This is a genomic window from Marinomonas sp. G8-14 (assembly GCF_055808935.1).
In genome coordinates, this window is the sequence record NZ_CM147891.1 from 4,234,092 (window position 1) to 4,250,277 (window position 16,186).

Here is a 16,186-nt window from a genome sequence, read left to right on the forward strand (position 1 = left end):
GTTTCGCTTATTTCCAGCCGCCTTGGTCCATCAATTTGACGGCCTGACGATTATTTTCACCCAATACGCTCAAAGACACTTGATCGGCTTTGAAATCACCAAAGACGGTGAGGTTTTTCGGTGGCGCAATGCCTTCAACAACAGGGTATTCGTTGTTGACTTCGGCGTACCATGCTTGGCTTTGTTGGTTGGTTAAAAACTCCACCAGTTTGGTGGCATTTTCTTTGTTTTTCGCTGACGCTGTCATGCCAATACCACTGACGTTAACGTGAACACCACGCTCATTAGCGCCTTGGTTTGGCCAGAACATAACCAGTTTGTTGTAGACATCACGTTCTTCTTGCTTTTCGCTTTGGCCTAGGCGACCGAAGTAGTAAGTATTGGCAATGGCAATGTCACACACGCCAGCTGCCGCGGCTTTAATCTGGTCTGTGTCACCGCCTGCTGGTGGACGAGCAAAGTTCGCGACTAAGCCTTTGATCCATTCTAGAGTTTTGGCTTCGCCATGCGCGTCGATCATTGAGGCAACCAAAGATTGGTTGTAAATATTGCCTGAAGAGCGGATGCAAATTTTGCCTTTCCACTTCGGATCGGCTAGATCTTCATAGGTAGAAAGCTCGGCTGGATTAACGGTTTCTGGATTGTATAAAAATACGCGGGCGCGCTGCGATAAGCCATACCAGTAGCCATCACGGTCTTGAAGGTGACTTGGCACAACCTCTTTAAGCTTATCTGTTTCAAATGCTTGTAATACGCCAGCGTCTTTTGCACGGTACAAACGACCTGCGTCAACGGTAATAAATACGTCAGCTGAGGCTCGCGCTGCCTTCGGATTGTAAGCGGCTCAATAGGGCATCGGCATCACCTGTGATCAGGTTGACTTTGACGTCATTTTCCTTAGAAAAATTGTCTAAAAGCGGTGCGATTAGAGCTTCGGCACGTGCTGAGTAAACGTTCACTTCGCCAGCAGCATGCGCTGATAGGCTGCTAAAAGACAGTGCAGATGTGCCTACAACGGCAAGCAATGTAGAGGCTTTGCGGATTGAGGACGCTATGGTCGTTTTTACTAACAGGGTCATTATTATTTCCTTTTTATGTAAACAGTGTGCATTGGAAGCTATTCTACATACAAGTCGACAAACAATAATGGGAATAGTTCCTGTTCTTGTTATTTTTTGTCAATTTTGCATGATTTTTTTGTTCAAGTAGTAGCGAATGTCGCTGGAAATAGGAGAAGGCCTCTCACTGCTATGATTTTATACTCTCATCTTTTAGGCTAGAGACCTTGTTATTGTGGTGTTAGAGTTTAAAGAAGCTAAGCTGTTGTTGGACATCTACGCTACTGGCTGCCATTTCTCGTCCAGAATTCTGTGCTATGTCCGCGTTGTGTTGGGTTAAGTCTTTCACGGCGTGCATCTTTTTGCTGATATCTTCACAGACTAGAGTTTGCTCTTCCGCAGAGGAGGCAATAAGCCTTGTCTGTTCGGAGACGTTTTTTATACTATGGAGAATATTGCCTGTGAGGGCATTGGTTTGCTCTACTTGGCTGCGCGAAGATTCCGCTAAGGTCATTGAGGTTTCCATGCTACTGACTGCTTTTGTACTGGCAGCATTGAGTTGCGTCAGCAGTTTTTCTATTTCCCCTACACTTTCTTGTGAACGCTGAGCTAAGTTTCTGACTTCATCAGCCACCACGGCAAACCCTCGTCCCTGTTCACCCGCTCTCGCAGCTTCAATGGCTGCGTTAAGAGCAAGTAAATTGGTTTGTTCTGCAATGGCGTGAATAACGTCAAGTATGGTTTCAATATTGCTCGTTTCACTTCGCAGTGCCGTGACCATGGTGCCTGTGTCTTTTAGCGAAGTTACGAGCTGGTTGATGGCCTCTAATGTGCTATTGGCAGTGGATAAGCTGTTTTGTGCCACTGTGCGTATTTCATCGGTCGCTTGCGCAGAGTGTTGGGTATTGTGAGATATTGTGCGGTTATTGGCTGACATCTGGTCTAGGGCAACGGCGACTTGCGCCGTATTTTCCATAATTCTAATGGAGTATTCGCCCACTTCTCGATTTGCGTCTAGCACGTCTTGGCTATTTTTATTTACTGTATCAACAGACTTTAAAACGCCCGATAGAACAGAGCGTAAATTCTTCGCAGAAGTATTAATGGCGTGTCCAAGTTCGGCGATTTCGTCTTTTCCTGATAAGTGGACGGGCTTATTTAGGTAGCCTTCTGCCATATCTTGGGCTGCATTACGAACCGTTAAAATGCCTCGAACTATGTTGTTTGATATCAAGTAACTAAGGACAATAGAAATAATGAGTGCCACTAGGATGGAGGCCCAGAAGTTGATTTCGATTTCTGTAATCAGGCGTTCTGTTTGTTGTTTGGCCTGTATGACGTCCGTGTTTGTTTTGTCTGTGAGTGCTGTGAAGTATGCCATCAAGTCATTATATGAGGCGATGAAAGCAGAAAATACGGGGAAAGGCGCTTTGTTATCCGCTGAGTTTTCCATAGCGCTGACAAAGGTTTTTGTCTTGCTTTGAAAATCATTGACGAGAGTTAGCAGTTTAGTGGACTCGTCAGACTGCTCAGAAAAGCCCTTATTAAGTTCATTTATCAAGGATGGTGTTGTGTTGTAGCTCTTTGATATAGCTTCTAGGTAACCAGGAATTTGCTGATCAAGTGATAATAGATAAGCAATCTGTAGGCCTCGTACATTAAGAATGATATTAATCTGTGCTTCTTTAACTCGTTCTAGGTTGAGTGAGACATTGTGGTTTTCTTCATAGAATCGGTCAAAGCGGTTTGCTAATTCTGTACTTTTTGCTTTTATTAAACTGAGTGCGACTAAAAATATAATGATGATAGATAAAATAAGCGTAATGAATTTTGCCTTAACAGATAAATTGTTCATGCTGGTTCCTTCAACGTTGATTTTTGTGCTTTTTTTGGAGCGGCTTGGTGCGTCATTTTAGTGCGTATTTTGTATGGCATTTCTTATGAAAAATCAAAGTAATTCTTATTTGTGAACGATTATTTCGTAAGGTGTAAAGGCCTGTTTGGTTTTTTTAGATTGAGCAGGATAAGAATTATTGTAACTGTCAATAAACATTCATATTTCACTATTCCGTTATGGGCAAAAAAGTGGACAATAATACGATTACTTCTCGCTCATCTTCCTGCAGGTTATCATGACTTCTATCCCACTTTCTGAGGAAACGGTTTCTCGCCGTGTCCAGTACTTGCGCGTTTTTGTGCTAGGCTTCAGTGCGTTTATTTTTAACACCACTGAGTTTGTGCCCGTTGGATTATTGTCTGACATTGCACAAAGCTTTTTGATTGCGCCGGCTCAGGTGGGCTGGATGCTGACGATTTATGCTTGGATTGTGGCACTAATGTCTTTGCCCATGATGCTGCTGACGCGCAAAGTTGAGCGCAAAGTTTTGCTAATGTGGCTGTTTGGCTTGTTCGTGGTTAGCCATATCTTGTCTGTTGTGGCGTGGAATTTCACTGTTCTCTTGGTCAGCCGCATTGGTATTGCGTTTGCTCATGCGGTGTTTTGGTCGATTACCGCGTCCATTGCTATTCGAGTGGCACCTCAAGGCAAGCACACGTTTGCTTTGAGTGTCTTGGCGACGGGAACGGGGCTTGCTATGGTGTTGGGGGTGCCTGCGGGACGGATTATCGGTCAGCTTTTAGATTGGCGCACTACCTTTGCGGTGATTGCCGTGATTGCTCTATTTATCATGTTAGCGATGTACCGATTGCTGCCGAGTTTGCCAAGTTTGTTCTCTGGGTCTCTTAGTAAGGTGCCTGAGGTATTGAGTAATCGTATTTTGCTGGCGATGTACTTTTTTACCTTTATGATTTTTTCCGCTCATTATACCGCTTACAGTTACATTGAGCCTTTTTTAAAAGATATCGGTGCTGTCAGTGGCAGTTTCACTACCTTAGTTCTACTCTTGTTCGGTACGGCAGGCATTGTGGGCAGTGTATTGTTCAGTTATTTTGGTGATAAATCGAATACCTTGATGTTGTTGACGAGTGTGACGCTGGCCTCTATGTGCATGAGTGTTTTGTATTTCGTTGCGCCAAGCGACTCTTTGCTGATTGGTTGTATCCTGTTGTGGGGCGCTTCTATCATGATTATTGGCTTAAGTATGCAAATACGAGTGTTAAAAGTCGATAACAGCGCCGCCGATATTATTATGTCTTTGTATTCCGGTATCATTAATTTGGGCATCGGTGCAGGGGCCTTGGTTGGTGGTCAAGCTATTCATTATATTGGCTTAGAAAGTGTTGGTTTTACTGGGGCACTTTTAGGTGTCGGTGCTCTTGTGGTGCTTATCATGCTGTTAAAACGTACAGCAAAACCGAGCGCTCCTGTTGTTGAATAAAGTATAGCCAGTACCCTGATTAGGGTGCTGGTGTTAAACGCATCAAGTGTTTGTGTGTTCAACAGGGGTAACCTTGAGTAAAGGTGGCGCAGAGACGTTTTATTTTGATCTTAGCGAATAAGAATTTTTTATGTTTCATTGGTTAACGGTTTCTACGACACGAAAAATCAGCAGTCTTTCTTTCGTTCTTCTGTCATTTTTATTTGTGGTTATTATCTATTCAAACTATCAGACGCAAAAAATCTACGGAGAAATGCAAGAAGTTGCAGAAATAGATATTCCATTGTCTGAGGTGATTGCAGATATTGAAATACTACAATTGAAGCAGCATTTATTAATGGAGAAGATTCGCTTACAGGGCGAGGCTTTTTTCGAACGATAGGTTGCGGCAAGAAGGTATCAAAGGGGTTGATACCTTTAGCCAAAGCCTGTCTTCTTTGCTTGAGAAGAGCATTGGTATTCTTCATTCCGGTATGACATTGGGTAGCATTCGCATCAATGTGGCCGATCATCAAGCCTTAATCCAGCAAATAAAGGCGCTGCATAGTCATAGAATAGGCTTTGAAGCTTTGTTTGCTGATTTTGTAGGCATAGGAGAAGCACATTATGCTGTGTCTTGGAATGAACTGGAAAAGCAGGATGATTTATTGGATGCAGAGGCTGAGAAGCTGCTTGTGAATATTGAGCAGCTCACCATGAAGGTTGCCGCGACGGTAGAAAAGCAAGAGCGCGATTTTATGATTGTGAATGCTATGCTGGGGATGTCTGCCTTCGCCATTGGTGGTTATTTGACGCTGTACACAATTTTGTCTTTTCGTCGTAAAGTGGGGTCATTGCGTGGTCAAATTGAATCATTGCATCGTTCTATGTCTCCCGACACTCTCGACCAATCATTTCGTTATCATGGCACGGATGAATTAGACGAACTTGAAAAAGATCTGAAGATACTTATGGCGCGCTTTTCTTTGGAAAAAAACAACCGTGATGAAGTAGAAACACAGCTTATTGAGCTGGCAACACGAGATAAGCTGACTGGTGCGTTTAATCGTCATAAATGGGATGAACAGATTAAGGCCGAATTGGCACTGGCTAATCGAGGCCATCATTTCAGTTTGATTTTGTTAGATGTTGATCATTTTAAGACAATCAACGACAGCCATGGGCATGATGTCGGTGATAATGTACTGAAATTATTGGTCAAAATTTTGCGAAAGCGTCTGCGTGAAACGGATATGTTGTTCAGAATTGGCGGTGAGGAGTTTGCGGTATTATTGAGAGACACTCATCTTGATGATGCCCACTTTTTGGCCGAGCAGCTGCGAAAAAAAATTTCGATACTGGATGAAAAGAATATCCCTATTTTTACCATTAGTCTTGGCGTTACTGAGTATCAGGATTTTGATGACCAGAGCGATATCGTAAAACGCGCGGATACCCTGCTTTATCAAGCCAAAGGGGCCGGACGTAATCGAGTGGTGGCTGGTTAACTTTTCGCATTCTTAGTTTAACGATAGGTATTCAGTTTTATATGTTTCATTGGTTAAACGTTTCTATGACACGAAAAATTAGCGGTTTGTCATTTGTACTCTTGTCCTTTTTATTTGTGGTGATTGTTTACTCTGCTTATCAATCCCAGCGCATCTATCAAGAAATGCACGAAGTCGCTGAAATTGATGTGCCCTTGTCTGAAGTGATTTCTGACATTGAAATGTTGCAACTTAAACAGCATTTATTAATGGAAAGTATTCGCCAGCAAGGCGATGCGTTTTTTGCCGATGCCTCTATACACGCCAATAGCATAAGAGGATTTGATGAATTTAGTGCCCAGTTAGCCACACAATTGGATAAGGCGACGGAGATACTTCGCACAGGGCTTGGCTTTGGTAGTGTCAGAATTAAATTAATGGATCATCAGGCGCTCATGCAGCAAATTAGCGTGTTACATGAGCATCGAATGAACTTTGACCGCCTTGTTGACATCTTTTTTGCGCAGGAGAAACCATCCCTTTCGAGTGTTTGGACTGAGTTAGAAAAACAAGATGCGGAATTGGATGCACAAGCCGATGAGTTGCTTAAAAAAATAGACCAGTTAACCATAAGCGTCTCAGCAACGGTTGAAAATCAAGAACGGCATTTTGTGACTATGAATGCCATTTTAGGTTTGTCCGCGTTTGCCATTGGTACTTATTTAACCTTTTACATCATTATCACTTTTCGTAAGCGTATCTGGTCATTACGTGGACAGATTGAGTCTCTGCATCGTTCCATTGTTGTGGATCGCAGTCATCTCCCGACTAGACAGGCAGGGTTAGATGAGCTGGATGAGCTAGAAACGGACTTAAAAGCGCTTGTTAAACAGTTTTCGAAAGAAATGCATAATCGTGATGAAGTAGAAACACAACTTATTGAGCTGGCGACACGAGACAAACTGACCGGTGCTTTTAATCGCCACAAATGGGATGAGCAGATTAAAGTCGAATTGGCACTGGCGAACCGAGGTCATCATTTTAGTTTGATTTTACTGGATGTTGATCACTTTAAGAAAATCAACGACAACCATGGTCATGATGTCGGAGATCGCGTGCTTAAGTTGCTGGTGACTACCTTACGAAAACGGCTTAGAGAAACCGATGTATTGTGCCGCGTGGGGGGCGAAGAGTTTGCTATCTTGTTAAAAGACACTCGTTTGGCCGATGCGGCGACGCTGGCGGAACAATTGCGCAAGAGCGTCGCCACTTTGAAAATAGACCACATTCCGCATTTTACCATTAGTGTTGGTGTGACCGATTACCAAGATTGCGACGATCAACAAAAAATAGTAAAGCGTGCTGATGTGTTGCTCTACGAAGCCAAGGGTGCGGGACGTAATTGTGTGATGGTGGGTTAATCCGTCGATAAAAAGAAGTGCTTTCTGGCCATCGGTTGGCCATTAACAAGCACGTCTATTGCGTGCTCTCCTTTATAATAGACTCGCGTGGTGATGATTTTAAAGGGATGCTTTTTGCTCATCGAAAGCGTTTTTCTTGCGGGTAACGTGATTTTTTTCCATTTAAATACCTTGGGTGATGTGGTGCCATTTTTCTTTTGGTGATGAATCATGTAGTCGATCATCAAGGTTTGATCTTGGTCGCTGACGGATTGTATTTTGAGTGAAAACTCAAGATTCTCGTTTAGCGCAATGTGTTCTTGTTGTATTTCCAATTCAATCTTGCCTAGCTCTGGTTTTTCATAACCAAACACTTCGAGCACCTTAGGGTGACCTTGTTTTAATAAGGTGCGACAAGCATGACGAATTAATTTTTGCCGATTTGTGTTAGCGCCTTGCATCCATGTTTTGGCGATGTCTGCCACAAGGTCAGGATGGTCTTTGGCAATGTCATTAAGATTGTTGGCCACCGAGCGACGCACGTAGTCTTCTGGGTCGTCCTTGAGGGCTTCAAGTAACGCAATAACAGGCGCCGGATTTTGTATAAATTGCGGCAATTGCATGGCCCAAGGCAAGCGTGGTCGAGTGCCTTCAGAGATCAAACGACGCACATGTTTGTTGTCGTCTTTGAGCCAGCTTTTGAGGGTATCGAGGGTTTTGTCTTGGGAGGCCAGTAAGAAAAACCGAATGCTAAATTCAGAGGTAAAGCGACGTGTCATGGCATTGAGTAGGGTCATCGAAAGGTCATGATGTGCTAGGCCATGGATGCCCACATAATCGCCCATTGGCATGACGGCCCATCCCGAAATGCCGTCTTGCTCATTTTCTCCTTCATGCGGTGACTCTGGCGCGAGGCTAGCGAGTAATATTTGTCCAGCGTGGTCAAAATCCTTAGGCAGATACGCTTCCATGGCGCTGGTGATTTGCTGTGAGCGGGCTTTCAGTTCTAGTTCGTCAAGCTGATGCGATGCGGCATCAATAAAACCTTGTTTGTTAAAGTCTTTCCAATGGCGCCAAAAGTGGTCTGCCATGTTGTGGATCACTTTGCTATTGAAGAGGTTCTTAAAGGGTTCTGACATGAGCTGAGTTTCCTAGATGATGGATCGTAGAATAACGCTATCTGTGCCGCTTGTCAGTTCTTGTCAGGATAAAACCGTTTTCCTTCGATTTTAGTGCTATAGTGGTTTGTCTTTGCAACGATTCATGCCCGTCATGATCGACTAGCGTTCACCGCTAAGCCGTGTTTCAGCTCACTTCATATCTTTTATCCATCAACAGACAATATCACCATAGCAATCTTGTTTAACATCAGTTTGTCAGCGTTTTGATCGTACGTTTATGAACTCGCACAGGTTTTATTTTTTAAGGAAACAGTATGAGTCAATTAACTTTCGGTGTGATCGGTACCTCTAGAAAAACAGATGAGCGTCGTTATCCCATTCATCCAGAACACTTAGTGCGCATCCCTGAATACCTTCGTCATCGCTTAATTTTTGAAGAAGGTTATGGCGCTGCGTTTAATATTTCTGACGACGAGATCGCTGCACAAACAGGCGGTATTGCCACCCGGCACGAGATATTAGCTGATATTGGTGCGGTAATTATTGCTAAACCTGTCTTGGCCGATTTAGAAGAATTGCGTGAAGGCGGGATTTTATGGGGATACGTTCACTGTGTTCAACAACGTGAGATTACTCAAGCTGCGCTGGATCGCAAGCTTACCTTGATTGCTTTTGAGGATATGTTTGTTTGGTCTCCAAAGGGGCAAGTCGGTCGCCATACCTTTTACAAAAATAACGAAATGGCGGGTTACTGTGCGGTCATTCATGCTTTGCAATTAAAAGGCATCGATGGGCATTATGGTAATCAACGCAAGGTGATTATCTTTAGTTTTGGGGCCGTCAGTCGTGGGGCTATTTATGCGCTTAAAGCCCATGGATTTCGGGATATAACGATTTGTATTCAGCGGCCAGATCATGAAGTGCGGGAAGAAGTGCTCGACTGTCATTATGTAAAAGTACGCGAAGGTCAAAAAGGCGAAGCCCGCATGGTGGTGGTTGAACACGATGGCACGATTCGTCCTTTAACGGAGTTAATCCGTGAAACAGACATTATCGTCAACGGGACTTTCCAAGAAACCGATCATCCAACTAACTTTGTTATTGAATCCGAAGCGGCGTCATTGAAGTCAAATTGCTTGATTATCGATGTCAGCTGTGACGAAGGCATGGGCTTTTTCTTTGCCAAGCCAACTAGCTTCCAAGCACCAATGTTTCAGTACAACACGATCGATTATTACGCGGTTGATCATACCCCAAGTTACTTGTGGGAAAGCGCTACACGTTCTATTTCTGCTGCCTTGATTGTTTATCTCGAAAATGTTTTAGAAGGCCGCGAACATTGGCAGCACAATGAAACCATTCGCCGCGCGATAAACATCGACGAAGGTGTGATTAAGAATCCGCTGATCTTGTCGTTCCAACATCGGGAAATGACACCGCCTTATGCTGCTTTAACGATATAAATCAGCCAAAGAAAACAGCCAATGTTCCAGTCAGATAGGTCGCATTGGCTGTGGTCTTATGCTGCGCTTTATTGTAGGGGGAATATGTGTATTACAGCTCTTTATTTACTTTTACCATTAAAGCCTCTATTTCTTTGTGGCGGCCCATATCGGCAATTGGGCGGTCTGGTCTTGGGGCGGCTTTTTTGGCGATGTCGAGATGCTGTTTGGCGCCCTGATAATCACCATCGTCGTATAAAAATTCCGCAAGAAAATAGTTGCTGTCGATGCCTGTTGGGTTCAGTTTATAGGATTGCACTAAGAGTTCTTTGGCTTTTTTGTCATCACCAAACCCAATCGGCCAACCGGGTACTTTATGGTACAGCACGCCTAAGCTGGTCATGGCAGAACCCGATAATGCCTTGGGATTCATGGTTATGGCAGCTTCGAATGATTGTTTTGCCGCTTCTGCTAATGATAACGCCCCTAATCCGCCTTTTGCGCCTGCGGTGCTGGATTGAATAATACCAAGCCAAATCAGATCGTCTGGATTGTTAGGTTCTGCATTAACTAATTCTTGCGCCTTGAGCGCAAGGTCGTTAAAGGCCGCTTCTTTGGCGTCGTCGCCTTCTATTTGGTAATTGATTTGTGCCCAACGCTGTTGAATCTCTAACAAACTAGAGGTGCCAGCGGCCCAAGTAGAGGAAACTAAGCCGAGGGTGAGTAGGCTAGCTGTGATAAATGATTTCATGATAATACCTCTTGTGCGGTTTGCTCGACGTCTTTTTCACGACGTAGAAAGCGTTTAATAATGGGAAGTTTTTTGAACAGCGCCTTGTCCACAATGTGTGGGAAAGCACCGTTGATTTTGACAAAGAGTTTTTCAGGAAAACCGACAAATTGTCTGGCGTGACCTGTTTCAAGTTGCTGAATGAGTGAATTAGCAACGCTTTCTGGTGAATCGATGCTATTGCCCAAGGCTTGGTTCATCGCCATGGCCTGATCGCTATTAATGCTGGTGGCCGTGGCCCGTGGCGCAAAGTAATGAACATGAACATTGGTATCTGCTAATTCACGGTGCAAGGCTTCAGTAAAACCGCGTAGACCAAATTTGCTGGCGCAGTAGATAGATTGTCCGGCGAAACCAATGCTGCCAAATGCTGAGCCAATGTTGACCAAGTACGATGGTGTAGCTTGTCGCTGATTGGTTTTTTGCAACACAGGCAGCAATGCCTTGCTGAGTAATATCGGTGCCAATAAGTTGGCTTCTAAGGTGTCTACAATGACGGCTTCTTCAGTGTCTTCTAACAAGGAAAATTGCCCAACACCTGCGTTATTAATCAGCATGCTGATGGTGTTCAATTCAGCCATACTGCAGATCTTTTCACGGCCTTGGGTTGTGGTGATGTCCGCCACGAGTATCTGATGTTCGCCAGTCAAGGAGTTGCTAAGTTGTTGTAAGCGCGATTCACTTCGACCTTGCAGAATCAAACTTACCCCTTTGTTGGCTAAGGCTTTCGCGATGGCTTGACCTATGCCCCCCGTCGCGCCAGTTAATAAACAGGTTTGTTGTTGCCATTGCATGATGTTTCTCCTATGCCGCGTCGGCTTGAGCCGCCGCATTGTCTAGCTCACGGAAAATATTGGCGTACAGTTTGAAAAACATTTTTGCGCTGTGAATGATCTGATCTTGCTCGTTTTTATCAGTGATTTTATTCATCAGATTTTCAAAGAAGACAATGTGTTCTTGATCCAATGAGCCATGTGAACGCAAATAGCTAAAGGCATTCGCAGGTAAATCGAGTTTGTTTTTAATTTGCTCTGCGGCGTTATCCGCTAAGGCAATGCTGGTGCCCTCAAGTACAAAAACCATGCCGAAAAAACGCAATGGATTGATACGATTGATCGTGTCGTAAGCATACGCCACCATCAATTCTGTTGCAGATGCGGGTTGGCTTTTACGGACGGCTTCTTTATCGGCGCCGCAGGCTGCGATGTCGTTTAGGATCCATTCTTGATGGCCCATTTCTTCTTCTATGTATTCGCCAACGGCTTCCCGTAGCCATTCTTTTTCTTCGGGTAAACGACTGCCCACTGCCATCAATAATGGCACGGTGTGTTTGACGTGATGATAGGCTTGAGTCAAAAAGTCGACGTAGTTTTCTAAAGTGATTTGGCCATGGAAACAGCGCTGAATAATCGGTGAGGTCACCAAGTATTGTCTTTCGGCTAGGGTTTCCTGTTGTAGGCGTTGGTAAAGTGTCATAGGGATTCTCCAAGTGCGGTGTTCAATTGTGAAAAAGTGTTTTGGTATAAAGGTTCAATCTGGTCGGCAAAATGCACCAAAATTTTGTGACGAATTGGTTTTCCTGTCGCGGTGACCATGCCAGGAATCGTCATTAATGGCTGCTCGAGTGGAAGCCAAGTGCCAATCCGGGCGTAGTCTGGCAAGTGTTGATTCACCATGGAAATCACGTGTTGAATTTGTTCTTCGGTGATGTTTGCTGCAGGGCTGAGTAAGGCGCCGCAATAAGGCCTTGCTTCACCAAACACTAATACTTCGCGGAAATACCCTGTCGCCATAAGTTCGGCTTCTACCCATTCTGGTGACACGTTGCGACCAAACGAGTTAATGATGATGTTCTTTTGGCGCCCATCAATGTTCAAAAAGCCATTGGTTAGGCTGACCAAATCACCAGTGCGGACTTCTTTTGGGTAGAAGCTTTCTGGTTGATTGAGGTAACCAAGGAATAGGTTGCCAGTGATCACCAATTCGCCTTGCTCAATGTGTAGTTGATTGTGAGGCAACACGGCACCTGCGGAGGCTTGATCTTGTTGTGCTGGCGTATTTAATGACACCACAGAGGCGCATTCAGACAAACCGTAACCTTGATAAACTGGCAAACCAAGGGCGTGCGCTTTTTGCACCAACCCCGCCGCGACTTTACCACCACCAACCGCGATAAATTGTAACGAGGTCGGCGGCTTCCATCCCTGCAGGCAGGCACCAAGAAACAGTGACAGTAACTCTGGTACCAAAATTAAACTGGTAGGCTGTTGTTGGCTGATCAATGCTAGTAATTGTTGTGGCTGAGTCAAACGGCTGCCGCTAAAGCCGCGTTCTTCTTGGTTTGCCAAAATAATGGTGCCGCCAACCAAAAGAGGCGAATAAATCCCCGCGATGTTTTCTAACAAGGTCGCCAAAGGCAATAGACACAAATGACGAACGTCTTGCAGGGCGACCGCCTTGGCAAGGGAATGGGCGACATTGAGCTGCGATTCATTGCTCAAACAGACGCCTTTCGGATTGCCTGTGGTGCCCGATGTAAAGGTGATTTTATGAGTGCCAGTTGGAATTTGTGGCTTGTTTTGTACGGTTAAACGAGAGACATAAACCCCTTCAAACGGGCTGTCTGTTGCGTCATGGTTAGCTGGGCTGTTGTTGTCTTGTGTCAGCATCAATTCGATGCCGCTTTCATTTAGCAAGTGAGCCGTTTGTTGAGGGCTAAAAAAGCTCGGCACTGGCACGCAGCAAAGCTCTGCGTCTTGGCAAGCCAGATCAAATAAAACCCACTCAATGGTGTTGTCCATGGCGATGGCAACCCGAGACACTTGTTGCTCTATCAGCCAGTTTTTACGAGCAGTTACGGCATTGGCTAATGCTTGATAAGTGAGCTTTTTATCTTGTTGTATTAGGGCGACATTATTGGCCCATTCTGGAGAAGAGAAATACCACATTATGCGTTCCTTAGCTGTAGCAATAAATGTTGAAAGTTGGCTTGTACAAGATCCATTAAGGCTTCAAGTTCAGGTTGTTGCAGCGCTAGTGCGACGGCTTTTTTTACATCCAGAAACATGACCTTAGGGTGATTGTCGTAATAGCTGCCCCATTGAGTGCCGTCACTTTTTAGCAAGTTAGGGTTTGCATCGGCTAAAAAAGTCAGTGGTAATTTCAGCTTATTAAGTAGCTGACGTACCTTATCTGTGCCAGCAAAGACCAAATAGTTCACCTCAGAAAGATACAATCCCATGACCACCGTCATTAACAATGGCAAGGTAAAACGTTGGTTTTGGCTATACAGATTCCCCAGCTCCGCCACATTCGAACGTTCTGTCCAAACGCCGTGTTTTTGCAGGCTATCGGTGATCGACATAGGCAGATACTGTTCGACAAACAATGGTTGAGTGCCGCGACGAACGCCCATTACTGCTCTTAACCCTTGTGCCTTTATGCCAAGTAGAATCGGCATAAACGTATTGATATCGGCTTGATACTTTTTCGCAAAACCGTCTTTTACGAAGTTTTCTAAATCTCGTCGAGCACCACCATCAACGCTCGCGGCAACAAATTCATAGGGCATGGTCGGTGTTGCGACTTTGTTCCGCTGGATGTTGGTATGTACTGAATCTGAAGGCTGCATAATGGGATACCCCTTAATTTATATAGCTTCAGATTAGAGACATAGAATTAAGGAAACCTTATGTCTAATCATTAATTTATTAATATTAATAAATTAATTTCGCCAATCCTTTATTAAGGAAAAGCTTTTATTTTCATTGGGTTATGGTCGTTTTTTGATTTTTTAAAGAAGTGTTGATTTCTTCAGAAAAAAGTTTTCTTAAGGATTCTTAAGAAAGCGCTTGAAATTAAGCAATGGATGGCTATTCACTATAAAAATATCGCTATATTTTTTGACAAGATAGGCTGCTTTTTTGATCCTAAGGTTCGCTCTTGATTTTGCCTTGCTTAAAATGCATGGCGTCTTTCGAATTATTCCGCTTTTTCGATGCTTTTTTGCGGCTTAACATCTTTTTATTTTAATGAAGATGTGAAGAACTCACTAAGAAGGTATGGATGGAAGCCTGTGATCTAAATGCCGCTGAAGCGCGCCGCTTGATGGCGCAAAAGTCGTTGTCTGTTATGGAGTTAGCACAAAGCTGTATTACACGAATGAATGCCGTGAATCATGCTGTCAACGCGATCGTTGCCTGTGATCCAGACGATCTTATGGCCCAAGCAAAGCTGGCTCAACAAGCTATTGATAAGGGGGAACCGTTGGGCGTATTGCATGGTTTGCCATTGAGCGTGAAAGACATGGTCGACCTGAAGGGATTCCCGACGACGTTTGGCAGTACTATTTACAAAGACAATATGGCCACATCCGATGACCCAATGGTCGCGCAGCTACGTCAAGCAGGCGCTTTGCCGCTGGGGAAAGCCAATAATCCGGAATGGAGTGCAGGCGGCAATACACGCAATGCGGTGTATGGCGCAACGGCGAATCCGTTTGATGTGACGCGTTCAGCGGCCGGATCGTCTGGTGGCTCGGCGGTGGCGTTGGCTTGTGGTATGACACCATTAGCAACGGGATCAGATACGGGTGGAAGTTTGCGAAATCCAGCGGCTTTTTGTGGCGTGGTGGGCTTTCGTCCTTCTCCAGGTGTGGTGCCTGGACACAGTCGGCCAATTGGTTTAATTCCTATTTCAACCAATGGTCCGATGGCGCGTTCTGTCGAAGACGTTGGTTTGATGTTATCGCAGATGATTCGTCCAGATCGCCGAGATCCTTGGGTGTCTGTGGTGGAAGGCGTTGGGCAACACAACGCCGATGCTTATCGTCATTTGCCAGACTTTGATTTGAGTAGTGCGAAAGTGGCGTTTACCAACGACTTTGGTTTTGCCATGACGGAAAATTTGATCAAAGAATCCTTCCAAGAAAAAATCGACAAATTTGGTTCTGTATTCGCCCAATGTGACAACGCCCATCCTAATTGCGACAACGCCGATCATATTTTTGCGGTATTAAGAGCGCTTAATTTTTCCGGTCATCATCGCGATTTGTCCCACCAATACCCAGAGCAAATGGGGCCAAATATTCTGATGAATATTAAAGAGGGCGAGTCATACAGCGCATTAGACGTGGTAAGTGCGCTAAACAAACAAACGGTGATGTATCGTGCCTGGCAGGTATTTTTTGACGAGTATGATTTTATTCTAGCGCCCACCACTACCATTAGTCCGCGAGATTGGCATGAACTTTACCCAGAGCAGATTGATGGTAAGCCGACACAAAGTTATTATCACTGGCTTTCTATGGCGTATGCATCGACTTTAACAGGTCACCCGTCTGTAACCTTGCCAGTGGGACGAGACAAAAACAACATGCCGTTTGGCTTGCAAATTATTGGCCGACGCGGTGATGATTTATCTACCTTGGCGTTTGCCAAAGCGTTAGAAGCCTTATTAGATAAAACGCCAGATTTAGCACGCCCAAGAGTCGATATTGCTTTGTTGTCTCGTTTACCCGCGTTGAAACATGCCGAAGGTTTTATGGGCTTCTAATCTATCGAGGTCTTTTAT

The 16,186-nt window shown here is 44.6% G+C and carries 15 protein-coding genes; 6 read left to right on the plus strand and 9 right to left on the minus strand.

Annotation, left to right across the window (positions count from 1 at the left end):
* Window positions 1-7: 7 nt before the first annotated feature.
* The 3 genes from AC0L6V_RS21690 to AC0L6V_RS21700 form a co-directional block, all read right to left on the minus strand.
* On the minus strand, window positions 8-778 hold the full coding sequence (locus AC0L6V_RS21690; RefSeq protein WP_418138600.1) for an extracellular solute-binding protein: 771 nt from the start codon (window positions 776-778) through the stop codon (window positions 8-10).
* A 28-nt stretch (window positions 779-806) separates the two neighbouring features.
* Window positions 807-1,079, minus strand: a complete 273-nt coding sequence (locus tag AC0L6V_RS21695) for a hypothetical protein (RefSeq protein WP_418138601.1) — start codon at window positions 1,077-1,079, stop codon at window positions 807-809.
* Between the two features lie 220 nt (window positions 1,080-1,299).
* Window positions 1,300-2,913: a methyl-accepting chemotaxis protein gene (locus tag AC0L6V_RS21700; protein WP_409419073.1), complete on the minus strand. Its 1,614-nt coding sequence runs from the start codon at window positions 2,911-2,913 to the stop codon at window positions 1,300-1,302.
* A gap of 277 nt (window positions 2,914-3,190) precedes the next feature.
* Between AC0L6V_RS21700 and AC0L6V_RS21705 the strand changes: the two genes are divergently transcribed.
* The 4 genes from AC0L6V_RS21705 (at window position 3,191) to AC0L6V_RS21720 (ending at window position 7,283) form a co-directional block, all read left to right on the plus strand.
* Window positions 3,191-4,396, plus strand: coding sequence for a sugar transporter (locus tag AC0L6V_RS21705; RefSeq protein ID WP_265220422.1), 1,206 nt, complete (start codon window positions 3,191-3,193; stop codon window positions 4,394-4,396).
* Window positions 4,397-4,526: 130 nt separating this feature from the next.
* Window positions 4,527-4,778, plus strand: a complete 252-nt coding sequence (locus AC0L6V_RS21710) for a hypothetical protein (RefSeq protein WP_418138602.1) — start codon at window positions 4,527-4,529, stop codon at window positions 4,776-4,778.
* Between the two features lies 1 nt (window position 4,779).
* On the plus strand, window positions 4,780-5,883 hold the full coding sequence (locus AC0L6V_RS21715) for a GGDEF domain-containing protein (protein ID WP_418138603.1): 1,104 nt from the start codon (window positions 4,780-4,782) through the stop codon (window positions 5,881-5,883).
* 65 nt (window positions 5,884-5,948) lie between these two features.
* Window positions 5,949-7,283, plus strand: a complete 1,335-nt coding sequence (locus tag AC0L6V_RS21720; protein WP_265220424.1) for a GGDEF domain-containing protein — start codon at window positions 5,949-5,951, stop codon at window positions 7,281-7,283.
* Here AC0L6V_RS21720 and AC0L6V_RS21725 read toward each other — a convergent pair.
* Complete coding sequence (locus AC0L6V_RS21725) at window positions 7,280-8,401, minus strand: DNA alkylation repair protein (RefSeq protein WP_265220425.1); 1,122 nt, start codon at window positions 8,399-8,401, stop codon at window positions 7,280-7,282. The two genes, AC0L6V_RS21720 and AC0L6V_RS21725, sit on opposite strands and share 4 nt — an antisense overlap.
* A gap of 296 nt (window positions 8,402-8,697) precedes the next feature.
* Here AC0L6V_RS21725 and AC0L6V_RS21730 point away from each other — a divergent pair, with 296 nt between their 5' ends.
* Window positions 8,698-9,846, plus strand: a complete 1,149-nt coding sequence (locus AC0L6V_RS21730; protein WP_265220426.1) for a N(5)-(carboxyethyl)ornithine synthase — start codon at window positions 8,698-8,700, stop codon at window positions 9,844-9,846.
* Between the two features lie 91 nt (window positions 9,847-9,937).
* Here the strand turns inward: AC0L6V_RS21730 and AC0L6V_RS21735 are convergent, their stop codons facing one another.
* The 5 genes from AC0L6V_RS21735 to AC0L6V_RS21755 are packed head-to-tail and all read right to left on the minus strand — an operon-like array spanning window position 9,938 to window position 14,246.
* Entirely contained in the window at window positions 9,938-10,576 is a 639-nt protein-coding gene (locus AC0L6V_RS21735) for a tetratricopeptide repeat protein (protein WP_265220427.1), read from the minus strand.
* Complete coding sequence (locus tag AC0L6V_RS21740; protein ID WP_265220428.1) at window positions 10,573-11,409, minus strand: SDR family oxidoreductase; 837 nt, start codon at window positions 11,407-11,409, stop codon at window positions 10,573-10,575. Before AC0L6V_RS21740 ends, AC0L6V_RS21735 begins: the two co-directional genes overlap by 4 nt.
* 10 nt (window positions 11,410-11,419) lie before the next feature.
* The gene (locus AC0L6V_RS21745; protein WP_265220430.1) at window positions 11,420-12,091 is read right to left on the minus strand and encodes a TenA family transcriptional regulator; all 672 of its coding nucleotides are present in this window, start codon (window positions 12,089-12,091) and stop codon (window positions 11,420-11,422) included.
* On the minus strand, window positions 12,088-13,563 hold the full coding sequence (locus AC0L6V_RS21750) for an AMP-binding protein (protein WP_265220431.1): 1,476 nt from the start codon (window positions 13,561-13,563) through the stop codon (window positions 12,088-12,090). Before AC0L6V_RS21750 ends, AC0L6V_RS21745 begins: the two co-directional genes overlap by 4 nt.
* Window positions 13,563-14,246 carry a thermostable hemolysin gene (locus AC0L6V_RS21755; protein WP_265220432.1) on the minus strand — a complete coding sequence of 228 codons (684 nt, stop codon included), beginning with the start codon at window positions 14,244-14,246 and terminating at the stop codon, window positions 13,563-13,565. Before AC0L6V_RS21755 ends, AC0L6V_RS21750 begins: the two co-directional genes overlap by 1 nt.
* A 434-nt stretch (window positions 14,247-14,680) precedes the next feature.
* Between AC0L6V_RS21755 and AC0L6V_RS21760 the strand changes: the two genes are divergently transcribed.
* Window positions 14,681-16,168: an amidase gene (locus AC0L6V_RS21760; protein ID WP_265220433.1), complete on the plus strand. Its 1,488-nt coding sequence runs from the start codon at window positions 14,681-14,683 to the stop codon at window positions 16,166-16,168.
* Window positions 16,169-16,186: the final 18 nt, after the last annotated feature.